This is a genomic window from Roseicella sp. DB1501, assembly GCF_013112485.1.
Taxonomy (GTDB): Bacteria; Pseudomonadota; Alphaproteobacteria; order Acetobacterales; family Acetobacteraceae; genus Paracraurococcus.
In genome coordinates this window covers 91,894-105,520 of sequence record NZ_JABFHG010000004.1, presented here as the reverse complement: position 1 = coordinate 105,520, position 13,627 = coordinate 91,894, and the positions used below count along the sequence as shown (strand labels likewise).

Here is a 13,627-nt window from a genome sequence, read left to right as displayed (position 1 = left end):
GTGCCGCCTGGCGGGACCGATCGGATCGCAGGGAGGAAGACGTCATGACACGCGGATGGATCCTGGCCGTTGCGGTGGCCTGCCTCGCGGGCTGCGCCGAGACGCAGCAGAGCGTCGATACCGTCGCCTCCGCCGCCAAGGCGCAGGTGAACCCGACTCTCTCGACCACCGATGCGAGCTTCATCACCGACGCCGCCCGCGGCGGGATGGCGGAGGTGCAGCTCGGCCAGCTGGCGGAGCAGAAGGGGCGCTCGCCCGCCGTGCGCCGCTTCGGCGCGCAGATGGTGAGGAACCACGGCGAGGCGAATACCGGCCTCATGGCGCTCGCCCGGCAGAAGCAGATCACGCCGCCCGATGGCATCGGCGGGGAGCAGCAGGCGGTCTATGACGGCCTGGCCAAGCTGCAGGGCCGCGCCTTTGACCGCGCCTATGCCAAGGCCATGGTGCAGGACCATCAGGAGGACCTGCGCGCCTTCCAGAACGAGGCGCAGAACGGCACCGATCCGGATGTGAAGGCCTTCGCGGCGCGGCAGGTCCCCATGCTGCAGGAGCACCTGCGCATGGCCCAGGCGCTGCCACGCTGAGACTGTCCCACGAAGCGGCGCCGCCGCTTCGTGGGGCCCGTTCATGGGAAAACCCTGGCTGGTGTCAGCCCTGGCCCGCCGGGCGCGGGTCGATCGGCGTCAGCATCGGGTAAGCGGCTTCGATCGCCTCTGCCGCGGCGAGCGCCAGGTCCTCACGCCAGCGCGGCGCCACCACTTGCACGCCCATCGGCAGCCCCTCGGCGAGGCCGGTCGGCACCGAGACGCTCGGCAGGCCGAGTTGCACGGTCGGGAAGAGCGGCGTCTGCGCCCGGATCACCCGCTGGAAGTCCTGCTCGTCCAGCCCCTGCGGGAAGGGCGGCTCGGCCGAGACCGGAATCACCAGCAGCGGCCGCTCCTGCATGAACTGCGCCCAGGCGCGCTGATGCGTGGCACGGCGCGCCAGCAGCCGCATCCAGTCCGGCAGTGCCGGCAGGGCCCGCTCGCCCATCTCGGCGAAGATCGCGCGCGCCGCCGGATCGGCGAGTGCCTCGAAGCCGGCCTTCATGAAGACGGTCGCCTCGGCATGGATGAAGGCGTCCCAATCCGCCGCCACCTCGTTGAAGCCGGGCGGCTCCGCCTCCTCCACCACATAGCCGGCCGCCTGCAGCGCCTCGCCTGCCGCCTTCACCGCCGCGGCGACCGCGGGATGCACGCCCTGGCGCGCCGGATCGGCGCAGAGCGCGACGCGGAGCGGTCGCGGCAGGGGCGGTCCCTCCAGCGGCACCGGCGCCTGCCAGGGATCGCGCCGGTCCGGCGCCGCCATGGCGGCGAGGGCGAGCCGCAGGTCCGCGACGCGCCGGGCCAGCGGTCCCTGGGTGGACAGCAACTGGCCGGAGAGCGAGCGCTCCTCCTTGGCCGAGGGGTTGAAGGCGGGGATGCGGCCGGCCGAGGGGCGCAGCCCGGCGATGCCACAGGCATAGGCCGGGTAGCGGACCGAGCCGCCGATATCGTTGCCATGCCCGATGGCCCCGATCCCGGCCGCCGTCGCGGCGCTCGCCCCGCCCGAGGAGCCGCCCGGCGTATGCCCAGCGCTCCAGGGATTCAGGGTGCGGCCATGCAGGGCGTTGTCGGTGAACCAGCGCCAGGAGAAGGCCGGGGTGTTGGTGCGGCCGATCACGACGGCGCCGGCCTTGCGCATGTTGCCGATGACGGCGCTGTCGGCCGGCGCGATCACGTCGCGGAAGGCAACGACGCCGTTGGTCGTGGCCCGCCCCTCCATATCGGCATTCACCTTCACCGTGACGGGCACGCCATGCAGCGGGCCGAGCGCCTCGCCGCGGGCGCGCGCCGCATCGGCGGCATCGGCCGTGGCGAGGGCCAGCTCCGGCAGCGGGTCGACCACGGCGTTGAGGGCGGGGTTCACCGCCTGCAGCCGGGCCAGCGCGGCCTCGGTCGCCTCGCGGGCGGAGAGGGTGCCGAGGCGGATGGCGCGGGCGATGTCGACGGCGTCCCAGCGCCAGGTCTCGGAGGGGAGATGCTGCATGTCGGTTCCTTCGCGGTCCGCCGCGGAGGGTAGACCAGATCCACGACACGCGAAGCCGCCTCCGCGCCGGGCTGGCGGGCGCGGGTCATGGCGGCGCAACCAGAAATCCCTGACGAATTTTCAACTTATAGTTGAGTTTCGCATATATAATCAGGTCGCCTCATACGCCCCGTGGCGGGACGCGGCGCGAACGCCCGTCCGAACGGGTCGTGCGGGGCCGGGAAGACCCCCTCGGAGGAGACCAGGATGGCCAGCTACAATGCGATCTCCGGCACCCGGTATGACGACACCCTCGAGGGCGGCGCCGAGCCGAGCCGCTTCCTGGGCGGCGCGGGCAACGACACCTTCGTCCTCAAGGCCGGCGAGCTGCTGCAGATCGGCGGGTCCGGCCTCGTCGACCAGATCCTCGATTTCCACGGCGCCGGCAGCTCGGGCGACGGCGAGCAGGACGTGCTGACCCTCTCCGGCTTCGGCGCCGGCAGCACCCTGACCTTCGACCACTACGGCGCCGACCGCGTCTTCGACCCCGATCTCGACCGCTACGTGCTCATCGAGAACCAGCGCCAGCAATACTACCGGGTGACCGACGGCGCCGACGCCACGAAGAGCGGCATCCTCCTGGTGCAGATGGCCGACGGCACGAACCAGCTCACCGCCGACGACTATGCCTTCACCAACGATCCCGGCACCGGCATCGTCTTCATGACCGGTTCCGGCAATCCCTGGGGCATGGCCAGCTACGACGGCAGGATGGGCCTCGCCTTCGGCGCCGGCGCCTGGACCAAGCAGCAGGGCTTCGAGGCCAGCGTGCTGAGCGCGACCAACCAGACCGTCTACATCGACGGCAGCGCCGACCAATCAAGCGCCTTCGATAGCTTCGTCGCCGCCCACAGGGCCGAGATGGAGCGCTACGTCGCCGGTGGCGGGCATCTCTTCCTGAATGCCGCACGCCTGTCCGACGAGGATCTCGATCTCGGTTTCGGGGCGACCCTGCATCTCGATGCCGGCCTGTCCGTCATCTCCGCCACCGGCCATGTGGTGGACGCCGCGGGCGACCTGGCGAACGGGCCGGCCGGCGAGGCCGGCACCGACTTCACCGGCTCCTATTTCAGCCATGACATCGTGACCGGCACGGGCTTCACGACCCTGATGACCGGCGAGTATGGCGACATCCTGATCGAGAAGGCCTATGGCCTCGGCACCGTCACCATCGGCACCCTCACCGCCTCGGACTGGCAGTCGCCCTCGCCCGAGGCCGGCATCCTCTTCGCCAATATCCTGGCGCATGTGAACGACCACGTTCTCGCCTGACGGGGGTGATCAGCTGACGGCGGGTGATCAGCCTTCGCCCGGCGCGATCCGCTTCCAGGTGATGACCAGCACGTCCCGGCAGGAGGGCAGCGCCGGATCGGCGGGTTGCACCGGCGTCACGCCATGCATCACCCGCCGGTCGTCCATGAAGGCGCAGTCGAGCCGGTCGAGCAGGGTGAAGCGCGCCAGCGCATCGCCGGCATCGTCGGTGACCAGCGTCTCGCCGCCCGCGAGGTTGGTGCGCGCGATCATCCCGATCAGCACATAGTCCACGCCGTCATGGTGCACGCCCTCCGGCGTCGGGAAGCCGGGGGCGCCGGCCGCGGCCTCGATGCGGAACTGGTGCACCTCGACGAACCAGTCGGTCCGCGGGCTGCGCGCATCGGCGACGCCGCGGCCGAGCGCGAGCAGCGCCTGCAGCGGCGCGCTCGCGGCGACGGCATCCTCCATCGGCCCGAACCAGCGCTCGACGCCGCCATTCAGGCTGTTGTGCACCACCGCCTGAAAATGCGGCCGGTGCGGGCCGCGGACATGCCCCGGCTGGCCGGCCCGGGCGGTGAAATTCGCATGGCGTCGGCGCCGGTAGCGACCGCCATCGGCCATGAAGCGGTCGGTCTCCAGCCGCTCCCAGCTCGCGGCGAAGGCGTCGAGCTCGGCCGGCGCCCCGGCCGGGCCGAGGCGCGCCGCCATCTCGGCACCGCGCAGCAGCGCGAAGCCCTGGGCCTCGATCGCCGCGAGCAGCGGGTCCGGCGGACTGACCTGCAGGGCTGCGCTCATTCCGTGTCGCCGATCGCCGGCGCCTCCCGGGTGCGGCCGGCCAGCACCTCGGCGACGTGGCGCACCTTCACCGGCGTGCCCTCGCGCTTCAGCCGACCCGCCATGTTCAGCAGGCATCCCATGTCGCCGGCGAGCAGCGTATCCGCTCCTGTCGAGGCGATGGAGCGCGTCTTGTCGGTGACCATGCGGGTGGAGATGTCGGGATACTTCACGCAGAAGGTCCCGCCGAAGCCGCAGCAGATCTCGGCATCCGGCATCTCCTTCAGCGTGACGCCCGGCATGGATTGCAGCAGCTTGCGCGGCTGCGCCTTGACACCGAGCTCGCGCAGCCCCGAACAGCTGTCGTGATAGGTGATCACGCCGTCATAGCGCGCCCGCACGCTGTCGAGGCTGCGGATGTCGGTGAGGAAGGAGACGAGCTCATGCGTCTTCGCCGCCAGCGCCTCGGCCCGGCCACGATACTGCGGATCGTCGGCGAAGAGCCCGGGATAGTGATGCGAAATCATCCCGCCGCAGGAGCCGCTCGGGACGACGGTGTAGTCATAGGGCAGGAAGGTATCGATCACGCCCCGGGCGAGGTCCTGCGTCGTCGCCCGGTCGCCGGTGTTGTAGGCAGGCTGGCCGCAGCAGGTCTGGGCGTCGGGCACCTCGACCAAGCAGCCGGCCTCCTCGAGCAACGCAATGGCGGAGAAACCGACATTCGGCCGGTAAAGATCGACGAGGCAGGTGACGAACAGGGCGACGCGTGGCCGGGTCTGGAGCATGCCGACAATCTAGCAGATGGCCAGGGCGCGGAAACGGCCGCGAAGATGAATTCGGCTCCGCGATCAGGCAGCTGGGGCGGGTCGCGGGAGGGCAGGACCGCCGGGCCTGGGATGGCCCGGCGGCCAGCAGGCCTGCCCGCTGCTGCACCGCCTCAGCGGCGCTCCGCCAGCAGGACGGGCCCGCCCGGCTGCGGATCGGCATAGGCGACGATGGGCTGGCCATCCATGCTGCCGATCACGGTCAGCGGCCCACGGCCGACATTGCCCCGCGGCGTGCCGGAATAGGCAACGCCATAGCCGGTGCCGGAGGCGACGAGCCGCGCCTCGCCGTTCCGCCAGCCGCTCCCGCCGTCGCGGATGGCGGCCTGCCGCATCGCCTCGGCGGCGGCCTGCAGCCCCTCGCCCTCGCTGCCTTCGGCCCGGCCGGCCAGCGGCAGGAGAATGGTGAAGCACAGCACCAGGGCCAGTGCTCCGAGCTTGCGCATGTCACACTCCTTCTCGCATAGTGTGCGGGAAGATTGGCGTGGCTGCGCCCGGGCGTCTGTGCGCCCGGCCACGCCGAGACACGCTCGTCGTTCGGTGCCCAACGGGGGCCGGGATGCGTCAGGGCGCGACGCCTTCGCGCGGCACCAGCACGGTCATCTCCACCACCTCCCGCATCGGCCCCGCGCGCGCCGCTGCGGCCTCGCCCCAGCCGAAGAACAGGTCGCCGCGCGCCGCGCCACGGATGGCGCCGCCCGTATCCTGCGCCTGTACCAGCCGCCGGATCGGACTGCCGTCGAGCGGGTCGCGCGTCACGATCCAGACCGGCACGCCCAGCGGGATGAAGGCCGGATCCACCGCCATCGAGCGCCCCGGCGTCAGCGGCACGCCGAGCGTCCCCGGCGGCCCCTCATCCGGCCGCAGCGCCTCGTCGCGCTGGAAGAAGACATAGGAGGGATTCTCGTTCAGCAGCGCCATCGCCGCCTCCGGCGGGGCCGCCGCCAGCCAGGCGCGGATCGCCTGCATGGACATCGCCTCGCGGGCGATGGCGCCGCGCTCGAGAAGCACCCGGCCGATGGCGCGGTAAGGATGGCCGTTCTTGCCGGCATAGCGCAGCCGCAGCAGCCCGCCATCCGGCAGCAGCACGCGGCCCGAGCCCTGGACCTGCAGGAAGAAGGCCTCGACCGGATCGACATGGACGAGGATGGGGGAGAGGCCGTCCAGCGCCCCGGCCTCGATCGCCGCGCGGTCGGGAAGCGGCATCCCCTCGGGCGGGGCCGGCGGCAGGCCGCGCAGCGGCGTCGGATGCGGCGCGTCGGGCGCCAGGCGGCCGGAGAGCTGCGGCTCGTAATAGCCGGTCAGCAACCCCGTGCCGACCGGCATGGGCTCGAGTCGACGCTCGAGGAAGTCCCGCTCGGCCCCGGCCGGCAGCGCCATCGCCTCGGCGCAGACGAGATCCCAGGCCGCGGGGCGGCCAGCACGCGCGGCAATCGGGCCACGACCGCCAAGGGGGGCATCCGGCGCCCGTCGCGCCAATTCGCGGCAACCGGCGCGGAAGGGCGCCAACGCCGCGGCGGCATCCTCCTCCGCCCAGCCGGGCAGGCTCGCTAGATCGCCGGCGCCGGCAGGCGCGCCGGCGACAAGGCCGAGAGCCCCCGCCAGGACCAGCCCTGGCCAGCGCCGCCGGGGCTTCGCCACATCCTGCCGCAAGGGCTCAGGTGTGGCTGGTGCCGGTCAGCTTCCAGGTCGGGTCGGTCGCGGTGACGTCGCGCTGGAAGGTCCAGATATCGGTCAGCTCGGTGACGGCGTCGCTGCCGGAGATGACCTCGCCGTTGCGGCCGGTGGTCATGTTCACCTGATCGGTGACGAAGCGCACCACCACTTCCGCGATGTTGCCGCGCAGGTCAGCCCCCTCGATCGCCAACTCATGGACCTCGCGGATCTCCGTGCGCTGCTGCTCGCCCGCCTGCTCGCGTGCCGTGATGGCGCTCTCGAAGCCGGCATAGGCGCTGTCGCTCAGCAGGCCCTGCAGGGTCTGCCGGTCGCCCGCCGCGAAGGCGGCGACGATCATCCGGAAGGCGCCCTCCGCCCCATCCAGGAAGCGGTCCGGGTCGAAGCTGCGATCCGCCGCCGCGATGCGGCCGAGCGCCTGGCCCGGCGGCGTCCGCGGGTCAGGCAGCACGTGCCGCGTGCCGCTGCGGGCCGGCGCGGCGCGCACCTCCTCGGCCGTGCCATCGAGCACCCGGCCGCCGCGCGGGTCGAAGCCGGATGGCCGCGGCTCCGAGGCAGGCGGCCGTTCGAACCCCGTGCGCCGGCCCAGCACGCTCCGCAGCCGCAGGACCAGAAAGGCCGCGACCATGGCGAAGAGGATCAGGTCGAGCGGAAAGCCACCCGTCATGGTTAACTCCTTTTCACCCATTTAAGGTCGCGAGGGTCCGGCCGCAACGCCGCAGGGCACCGGAACCGGCTGCCGGAAGGGCAACCGGGCGGGCTTGCCCGGCCGGGACGGCACCGGTACGCCATGCCCAGCCTCCCCGTCTCCTCTCCCCACGGCAAGCGACGATGATCCTCCTCCGGCACGGCCAAAGCGAGTTCAACCTGCGCTTCACCGCGACGAAGAAGGATCCCGGCATCCCGGACCCGGCCCTGACGCCGCTCGGCCAGGCGCAGGCGGAGGAGGCAGCGGAGATGCTCGCCGATGAGGGGCTGCGGCGCATCATCGCCTCCCCCTACACCCGTGCCCTGCAGACCGCGACGCCGATCGCCCGGCGGCTCGGCATCCCGGTGCATGTCATGCCGGCCGTGCGCGAACGTTACGCCCTTTCCTGCGACATCGGCTCGCCCTGCTCGCAGCTCGCCCTTGCCTGGCCGGAGGTGGATTTCCGCCATATCGACGAGGTCTGGTGGCCGGCGATCGAGGAGCCCCACCATCAGGTGGAGGCGCGCGCCTCGCTGTTCCGGGCCGAGATGGCGGCCCTGCCGGACTGGCGGGACACGCTGGTGGTGTCGCATTGGGGCTTCATCCTGGCAATGACCGGCGAGCAGCTGACGAACGGCGAGTGGCTGCGCTGCGATCCCAACGCGCCGGCGCCACGGGATATCCAGTGGCGACACTATCAGCCGCCGGTGAAGCGCCAGTGAAAGTTTACCAGTGACGGTTTGCCGGACGGGCCCGGCGCGGCGCTGTTCCGCGCCAGCCCGGCATGCTACCCCGCGCGCCCATTCTCCGGGATGCATTCTGCCATGTCCGACGCCCCCGCCGCCCCGCCGATGCCCCAGGGCCCGCTCGTCCTGAACCTGCAATACACGAAGGACCTGTCCTTCGAGGTGCCCGGCGCGCCCGAGATCTTCGCCACCCTGCGCGAGCAGCCGCGCGTCGACCTGCAGCTCGACGTCCAGGCCCGCCCGGTGCAGGAGGGGGGCAATGTCTACGAGGTGTCGCTGCAGATCCGCGCCGACGCCCAGGCCGAGGGCCGCTCCTGCTTCATCGCCGAGCTGGTCTATTGCGGCGTCTTCACCGTGACCGTCGAGCCGGACGTGCTCGAGCCGGTGCTGCTCGTCGAGTGCCCGCGCCTGCTCTTCCCCTTCGCCCGCAACATCCTGGCCGATGTCACGCGCGACGGCGGCTTCCCGCCGGTGATGCTGGCGCCGATCGATTTCGTCGCGCTCTGGCAGTCGCGCCGCGGCGAGCAGCAGGGACCGGTCGGCACCGCCTGACGCCGGGGGCACGACGTGCCCGCCCGGCCGGGCTTCGCAAGGCAAGCCGCCCGGTGGTGAACCGCCGTGGCGGTGACGGCGATAATCATTAGGAAATCGCATTAAAAATTTGTTGCGAAGTCTCTCTGCTCACTCGATTGTCATGTCGGAACAATCCGGATTTCCACATGACGCCCGTCGAGACCGCGTCCCGACTAGGCCCCGTCCTCGCCTTCCGGCCAGTGCCGGGACGTGCGGAGATGCCGGGGAATGTCCCGGGAACAGCCCCGGCCGAGGAGCGCATCCTGCTCTCCCCGCCGCATCTCACCGGCACCGAGCCGACGGCGCTGCAGGCCGCGCTCCATAGCGGCTGGATCGCCCCCGCCGGCCCGATGCCGACGGCCTTCGAGGAAGCGATCGCCGAGGCCACCGGCTTCGAGCAGGTTCTCGCCACCACCACCGGCACCGCCGCGCTGCATCTTGGCTACCGGCTGCTCGGCGTCGCGCCGGGCGACGAGGTCTGGACCAGCACCCTCACCTTCATCGCCACCATCGCGCCGGCGGTGCAGATGGGCGCGGTGCCGCGCTTCCTCGACGTCAGCGAGGAGAGCTGGACCCTCGATCCCGCGCGGCTCGAGCGCGAGCTCGCCCGCGCCGCCCGCCGCGGCCGCCTGCCGCGCGTCGTCGTGCCGGTCGATCTCTTCGGCCAGTGCTGCGACCTCGACACCATCGCCGCGCTCTGCGAGCGCTGGGGCGTGCCGGTGCTCTGCGACAGCGCCGCGGCGCTCGGCGCGACGCAGCGCGGCCGCCATGCCGGCCGCGGCGCGCGCCTCGCCGCCTTCAGCTTCAACGGCAACAAGATCATCACCACCGGCGGCGGCGGCGCCCTGGCCTCGGACGATGCGCGGCTGATCGAGCGCGCCCGCATGCTGGCGACGCAGGCGAAGGAGCCGGCGCCGCACTACCAGCACGAGACCACGGGCTTCACCTACGGGCTCTCGGCCCTGCTCGCCGCGGTCGGGCTGGCGCAGCTGCCGGCGCTGGCCGAGCGGGTCGCGGCGCGGCGGGCCATCTTCGCCCGCTACCGCGAGGCGCTGGGCGACCTGCCGGGCATCGGCTTCATGCCCGAGCCAGGCTGGGGCCGCGCCAACCGCTGGCTCAGCGTCGCCCTCTTCACGCCGCGCTCCGGCGCGCCGGAGCGCGAGGCGGTGCGGCGGCGTCTGGCGGCGCTGGACATCGAGAGCCGGCCGGTCTGGAAGCCGCTGCATCTGCAGCCGGCCTTCCGCGACGCGCCGCGCAGCGGCGGCGCCATCGCCGCCCAGCTGTTCGAGACCGGGCTCTGCCTGCCCTCCGGCAGCGGCCTGACGCCGGCGCAGCAGGCGCGCGTCACGGCGGCGATCCGCAAGGAAGCGGGCGGCTGATGCGCATCCTCTACCTGCACCAGCATTTCTCGACGCCCGAGGGCGCCACCGGTACGCGCAGCCATGCCATGGCGCGGGCGCTGGCGGCGCGCGGGCATGCGGTGACCATGGCCTGCGGCCAGTATGCCGGGGCGGCGACAGGCCTCGGCGGCGGCTTCCGCCACGGCCGCCGCGAGGGGCCCGTGGACGGCTTCCGCGTCGTCGAATGGGCCATCCCCTGCGGCAATGCGATGCCGCTGCGCGCCCGGGCCGGGGCCTTCCTGCGCTATGCGGCACGCGCCACCCGGCTCGCCATGGCAGAGACCTGGGACCTCGTCATCGCCAGCTCGACGCCGCCGAGCGTCGCCCTGCCGGCGCTTGCCGCCTGGCGGCTGCGCGGCATCCCCTTCCTCTTCGAGATCCGCGATCCCTGGCCGGAGCTGCCGCGCGCCATGGGCATCGGCTCGCCGCCGCTCTGGTGGGCGCTCGACCGGCTGGCCGATGCCGCCTGCAGCAACGCCGCCACGGTGATCGCCCTGTCGGACGGCATGGCCGAGACCGCCCGGGCGCATGGCGCGCGCGCGATCGCTGTGCTGCCGAATGGCTGCGACCTCGACCTCTTCGACCCGCGCATCGCCCCCTGGCGGCCCCCCGGCCTGCCGGCCGATGCGGCGCTCGCCGTCTATGCCGGGGCGCAGGGTCCCGCGAACGGCCTCGGCCTGCTCCTCGAGGCGGCGGCGCGGCTGCAGGCGATCGGGGCGCCGCTGACCCTGCTGCTGGTCGGCGAGGGCGCCGAGACGCCGCGGCTGCGCGAGCGGGCGGCCGCACTCGGCCTGCGCAACCTCCGCTTCCTGGCGCCGCTGCCGAAGCGGCGGCTGGCGGCGCTGCTGGCCAGCGCCGATATCGGCCTGCAATGCCTGGCGCCGGTGCCGGCCTTCGCCGAGCTCACCGCGCCCAACAAGCTGATGGACTACCTCGCCGCCGGCCTGCCGGTGGTGGCCAATCTCGGCGGCATGGCGGCGCGGCTGCTGGCCGGCGGCCGGTACGGGCCGGCCGGCATCGCCGTGCCGCCGGACGATCCCGCCGCCCTGGCCGGGGCGCTCGGCGCGCTGGCGGCGGACCCGGCCCGGCGGCGGGCGATGGGCCATGCCGCCCGGCAGCTCGCCGAGCGCCGCTGGGACAGGCGGCTGCTGGCGGCGCGCTTCTGCGAACTCGCCGAGGCGGCGGTGCCGGCCCGGCCGCGGCTGGCCCTGGCATGACCGCCCGCACCGGCCGGTCCGGCCGATGACCCTGCTAACGCCCCAGCCAACGCCCCAGCCAACGCCCTTGCCGACGCCCCTGGGCGAACTGCACCTGGTCGCCGCGGCGCGGCCGAACCTGCCGAAGCTGGCGGCGCTCTGGCACGCCCTGCCCGCATCCCGCCTGCCGCTGCGCCCGGTGCTGCTGCATACCGGCCAGCACCAGGACCCGGCCATGTTCGGCGACCATCTGGCCGAGCTCGGCCTGCCGGCGCCGGAGATCGCGCTCGGCGTGCCGGGCGGCAACCATGCCGAGACCACCGGCCGCACCATGATGGCGCTGCACGCCGCCTGGGCGCGGCGGCGCCCGGCCCTCGTCGTCGTGGCCGGGGATGTCGACGGTTCGCTCGCCGCGGCGCTCGCCGCGCGCAAGCTCGGCCTGCCGGTCGCGCATCTCGAGGCCGGGCTGCGCGGCGGCGAGGCGGACATGCCCGAGGAGATCAACCGTCGCGCCATCGATGCGGTGGCGACGCTGCTCTGGGCGCCGGACGAGGGCAGTGCCGCCCGCCTGCTGGCCGAGGGGGCCGCGCCCGCGGCGGTGCGGGCGGTCGGCAACGCCATGATCGACACGCTGCGGCGCAACCTCGCCGCGGCGCGGGCGCGGCCGCTGCCCGAGGAGCTGGCGTCCAAGGGGTTGGCGCCCGGCGGCTATGGCCTCGTCACCCTGCACCGCGCCGGCAATGTCGACGATCCGGCGCGGCTCGCGGCGCTGCTGCGGGCGCTCGGCGCGGCCGCCGCGCATCTGCCGCTGGTCTGGCCGGTGCATCCCCGCAGCGCCGCCCGGATGGCGGCGGCCAGGCTGGCGCTGCCGCCCGGGCTGCACGCCCTGCCGCCGCAATCCTACCTCGCCTTCCTCGGCCTGCTCGCCGGCGCCCGGCTGGTGGCGACCGATAGCGGCGGGGTGCAGGAAGAGGCGACGGCGCTCGACCTGCCCTGCCTGACGCTGCGCCCCTCGACCGAGCGGCCGGTGACGCTGAAGGCCGGCAGCAGCCGGCTGGTGACGCCCGAGGCGCTGCCCGCGGCGGTGGCGGCGGCGCTGGCCGGCGACTGGCCGCGGGCCCGGCCGATCCCGCTCTGGGACGGCGGCGCGGGGCCGCGCATGGCGGCGCATCTGGCCGAGGTGCTGGCGGCATGAACGCCCTCGCCCCGCCGCCGGTGCGCCTGGCCCCGGCCGAGGCGCCGCTGGTCCTGATGCTCTCGGCGGCGCATCCGCCGGACGATATCCGCGTCGTGCGGAAGGAGGGTGCGGCGCTGGCCGCGGCAGGCTGGCGGGTGCGGCATCTCGCGCCGGCCCGCGACGCTATGCCGGCGGCGGTCGCGGGCGTGGCGATCGAGGGTTTCGCCCGCCGCCCGGGCTGGGCCGGCCGGCTCGCCGCCCTGCCCGGCCTCGCCCGCCGGGCGGCGGCGAGCGGCGCCGCGGTGATCCATGCCAGCGAGCCGGATGCCTGGTTCGCCGCGCTCTGGGCCGGATGGCGCAGCGGCGCGCGGGTGGTGCTCGACGTGCACGAGCATTATCCGAGCCGCCTCGACAGCCGCTTGGCCCGGCCGCTGCGCCCGCTCGCGCGGGCGGCGCTGCGCCTCGCCTGCCGCCTCGCCGGGCGCGCCGCCGATGCGGTGGTGGTGGCCAAGGACGGGCTGGCGGAGGATTTCGCCGGCGCGCCGCGGCTGGTCGCGGTGCGCAACTACGCCATGCCCGGCGCCGCCGCGCCCCGGCGCCATGCCGCCGGCCCGCTGACGCTGGTGCATGCCGGCGCCATGGGCCGCAGCCGCGGCTGGCCGGCGCTGCTGGAGGCGATGGCGCTCGGCCCGCCGGAGGACCGGCTGCGGCTGATCGGCCGCTTCACCGATGGCTCGGAGACGGAATTCCTCGCCCGCGCCGCGGCGCTCGGCCTCGCGGACCGCATCGAGCGCCTGCCCTGGCTGCCGCATCCCGAGGCCATGGCGCGGCTGGCCGAGGGCGATATCGCCCTGGTGCTGTTCCAGCCGGGCGAGGAGAATCACCGCCTCGCCCTGCCGCACAAGCTGTTCGACGCCATGCAGGCCTGGCTGCCGGTGATCGCCCCGGCCTTCGCCACCGAGGTCGCCGGCATCGTCGCCGCGACCGGCTGCGGCATGCTGGTCGACAGCGCCGATCCGGAGGCCATCGCCGCAGCCATCGAAGCGCTGCGCGATCCGGACCGCCGGGCCGCGCTCGGCGCGGCGGGGCAGCGGGCGGCGACGACCCGCTTCGGCTGGGCGGGCGAGGCGGCGCGGCTGGTCGGGCTCTACCGGGCGCTCGCCCCCTTGCCAGTCCACGCCCCCGGCGGAGTGCCGGCGCCCTGATCGGCCCTCC

14 protein-coding genes are annotated in these 13,627 nt (G+C 73.8%); 8 read left to right on the top strand and 6 right to left on the bottom strand.

Going from position 1 to position 13,627, the window contains the following annotated elements:
* The first annotated feature begins 44 nt into the window (after positions 1-44).
* Entirely contained in the window at positions 45-584 is a 540-nt protein-coding gene (locus HJG45_RS09455; RefSeq protein ID WP_171611886.1) for a DUF4142 domain-containing protein, read from the top strand.
* A gap of 64 nt (positions 585-648) precedes the next feature.
* On the opposite strand, the gene HJG45_RS09450 is transcribed toward HJG45_RS09455, so the two are convergent.
* Complete coding sequence (locus HJG45_RS09450; RefSeq protein WP_171611885.1) at positions 649-2,067, bottom strand: amidase; 1,419 nt, start codon at positions 2,065-2,067, stop codon at positions 649-651.
* Between the two features lie 246 nt (positions 2,068-2,313).
* Between HJG45_RS09450 and HJG45_RS09445 the strand changes: the two genes are divergently transcribed.
* The gene (locus tag HJG45_RS09445; protein WP_171611884.1) at positions 2,314-3,378 is read left to right on the top strand and encodes a hypothetical protein; all 1,065 of its coding nucleotides are present in this window, start codon (positions 2,314-2,316) and stop codon (positions 3,376-3,378) included.
* Positions 3,379-3,405: 27 nt separating this feature from the next.
* Here HJG45_RS09445 and HJG45_RS09440 read toward each other — a convergent pair whose 3' ends face one another.
* The 5 genes from HJG45_RS09440 to HJG45_RS09420 all read right to left on the bottom strand — a co-directional run bounded on the left by HJG45_RS09440 (position 3,406) and on the right by HJG45_RS09420 (position 7,299).
* Positions 3,406-4,155 (bottom strand): 2OG-Fe dioxygenase family protein, encoded by a 750-nt coding sequence (locus tag HJG45_RS09440; RefSeq protein WP_171611883.1) that lies wholly within the window; start codon positions 4,153-4,155, stop codon positions 3,406-3,408.
* Positions 4,152-4,919, bottom strand: a complete 768-nt coding sequence (locus HJG45_RS09435) for a (Fe-S)-binding protein (RefSeq protein WP_171611882.1) — start codon at positions 4,917-4,919, stop codon at positions 4,152-4,154. The genes HJG45_RS09440 and HJG45_RS09435 overlap by 4 nt, the downstream gene beginning before the upstream one ends.
* 152 nt (positions 4,920-5,071) lie before the next feature.
* Positions 5,072-5,404 carry a hypothetical protein gene (locus HJG45_RS09430; RefSeq protein WP_171611881.1) on the bottom strand — a complete coding sequence of 111 codons (333 nt, stop codon included), beginning with the start codon at positions 5,402-5,404 and terminating at the stop codon, positions 5,072-5,074.
* A gap of 118 nt (positions 5,405-5,522) precedes the next feature.
* A complete protein-coding gene (locus HJG45_RS09425) occupies positions 5,523-6,599 on the bottom strand; it encodes a murein transglycosylase A (protein ID WP_368040553.1) in 1,077 nt (358 codons plus the stop codon).
* Between the two features lie 16 nt (positions 6,600-6,615).
* The gene (locus tag HJG45_RS09420) at positions 6,616-7,299 is read right to left on the bottom strand and encodes a Tim44/TimA family putative adaptor protein (RefSeq protein ID WP_171611880.1); all 684 of its coding nucleotides are present in this window, start codon (positions 7,297-7,299) and stop codon (positions 6,616-6,618) included.
* 164 nt (positions 7,300-7,463) lie between these two features.
* Between HJG45_RS09420 and HJG45_RS09415 the strand changes: the two genes are divergently transcribed.
* The 6 genes from HJG45_RS09415 (at position 7,464) to HJG45_RS09390 (ending at position 13,617) form a co-directional block, all read left to right on the top strand.
* Positions 7,464-8,042, top strand: a complete 579-nt coding sequence (locus HJG45_RS09415; RefSeq protein WP_171611879.1) for a histidine phosphatase family protein — start codon at positions 7,464-7,466, stop codon at positions 8,040-8,042.
* 102 nt (positions 8,043-8,144) lie between these two features.
* Complete coding sequence (gene secB / locus HJG45_RS09410; protein WP_171611878.1) at positions 8,145-8,618, top strand: protein-export chaperone SecB; 474 nt, start codon at positions 8,145-8,147, stop codon at positions 8,616-8,618.
* Between the two features lie 239 nt (positions 8,619-8,857).
* Entirely contained in the window at positions 8,858-10,018 is a 1,161-nt protein-coding gene (locus HJG45_RS09405; RefSeq protein ID WP_171611877.1) for a DegT/DnrJ/EryC1/StrS aminotransferase family protein, read from the top strand.
* The gene (locus HJG45_RS09400; protein ID WP_171611876.1) at positions 10,018-11,256 is read left to right on the top strand and encodes a glycosyltransferase family 4 protein; all 1,239 of its coding nucleotides are present in this window, start codon (positions 10,018-10,020) and stop codon (positions 11,254-11,256) included. Before HJG45_RS09405 ends, HJG45_RS09400 begins: the two co-directional genes overlap by 1 nt.
* Before the next feature lie 67 nt (positions 11,257-11,323).
* Positions 11,324-12,430 (top strand): non-hydrolyzing UDP-N-acetylglucosamine 2-epimerase, encoded by a 1,107-nt coding sequence (wecB, locus tag HJG45_RS09395; RefSeq protein ID WP_254452412.1) that lies wholly within the window; start codon positions 11,324-11,326, stop codon positions 12,428-12,430.
* Positions 12,427-13,617: a glycosyltransferase gene (locus tag HJG45_RS09390; protein WP_171611874.1), complete on the top strand. Its 1,191-nt coding sequence runs from the start codon at positions 12,427-12,429 to the stop codon at positions 13,615-13,617. The genes wecB and HJG45_RS09390 overlap by 4 nt, the downstream gene beginning before the upstream one ends.
* The last annotated feature ends 10 nt before the right edge of the window (positions 13,618-13,627 follow it).

Excerpts from the sequence above, each read along its gene's own strand:
- HJG45_RS09435 (WP_171611882.1), bottom strand. The coding sequence starts at position 4,919 with ATGCTCCAGACCCGGCCACGCGTCGCCCTGTTCGTCACCTGCCTCGTC.
- HJG45_RS09455 (WP_171611886.1), top strand. The coding sequence starts at position 45 with ATGACACGCGGATGGATCCTGGCCGTTGCGGTGGCCTGCCTCGCGGGC.
- HJG45_RS09420 (WP_171611880.1), bottom strand. The coding sequence starts at position 7,299 with ATGACGGGTGGCTTTCCGCTCGACCTGATCCTCTTCGCCATGGTCGCG.
- secB (WP_171611878.1), top strand. The coding sequence starts at position 8,145 with ATGTCCGACGCCCCCGCCGCCCCGCCGATGCCCCAGGGCCCGCTCGTC.
- HJG45_RS09450 (WP_171611885.1), bottom strand. The coding sequence starts at position 2,067 with ATGCAGCATCTCCCCTCCGAGACCTGGCGCTGGGACGCCGTCGACATC.
- HJG45_RS09400 (WP_171611876.1), top strand. The coding sequence starts at position 10,018 with ATGCGCATCCTCTACCTGCACCAGCATTTCTCGACGCCCGAGGGCGCC.
- HJG45_RS09440 (WP_171611883.1), bottom strand. The coding sequence starts at position 4,155 with ATGAGCGCAGCCCTGCAGGTCAGTCCGCCGGACCCGCTGCTCGCGGCG.
- HJG45_RS09445 (WP_171611884.1), top strand. The coding sequence starts at position 2,314 with ATGGCCAGCTACAATGCGATCTCCGGCACCCGGTATGACGACACCCTC.
- HJG45_RS09415 (WP_171611879.1), top strand. The coding sequence starts at position 7,464 with ATGATCCTCCTCCGGCACGGCCAAAGCGAGTTCAACCTGCGCTTCACC.
- HJG45_RS09430 (WP_171611881.1), bottom strand. The coding sequence starts at position 5,404 with ATGCGCAAGCTCGGAGCACTGGCCCTGGTGCTGTGCTTCACCATTCTC.
- HJG45_RS09405 (WP_171611877.1), top strand. The coding sequence starts at position 8,858 with ATGCCGGGGAATGTCCCGGGAACAGCCCCGGCCGAGGAGCGCATCCTG.
- HJG45_RS09390 (WP_171611874.1), top strand. The coding sequence starts at position 12,427 with ATGAACGCCCTCGCCCCGCCGCCGGTGCGCCTGGCCCCGGCCGAGGCG.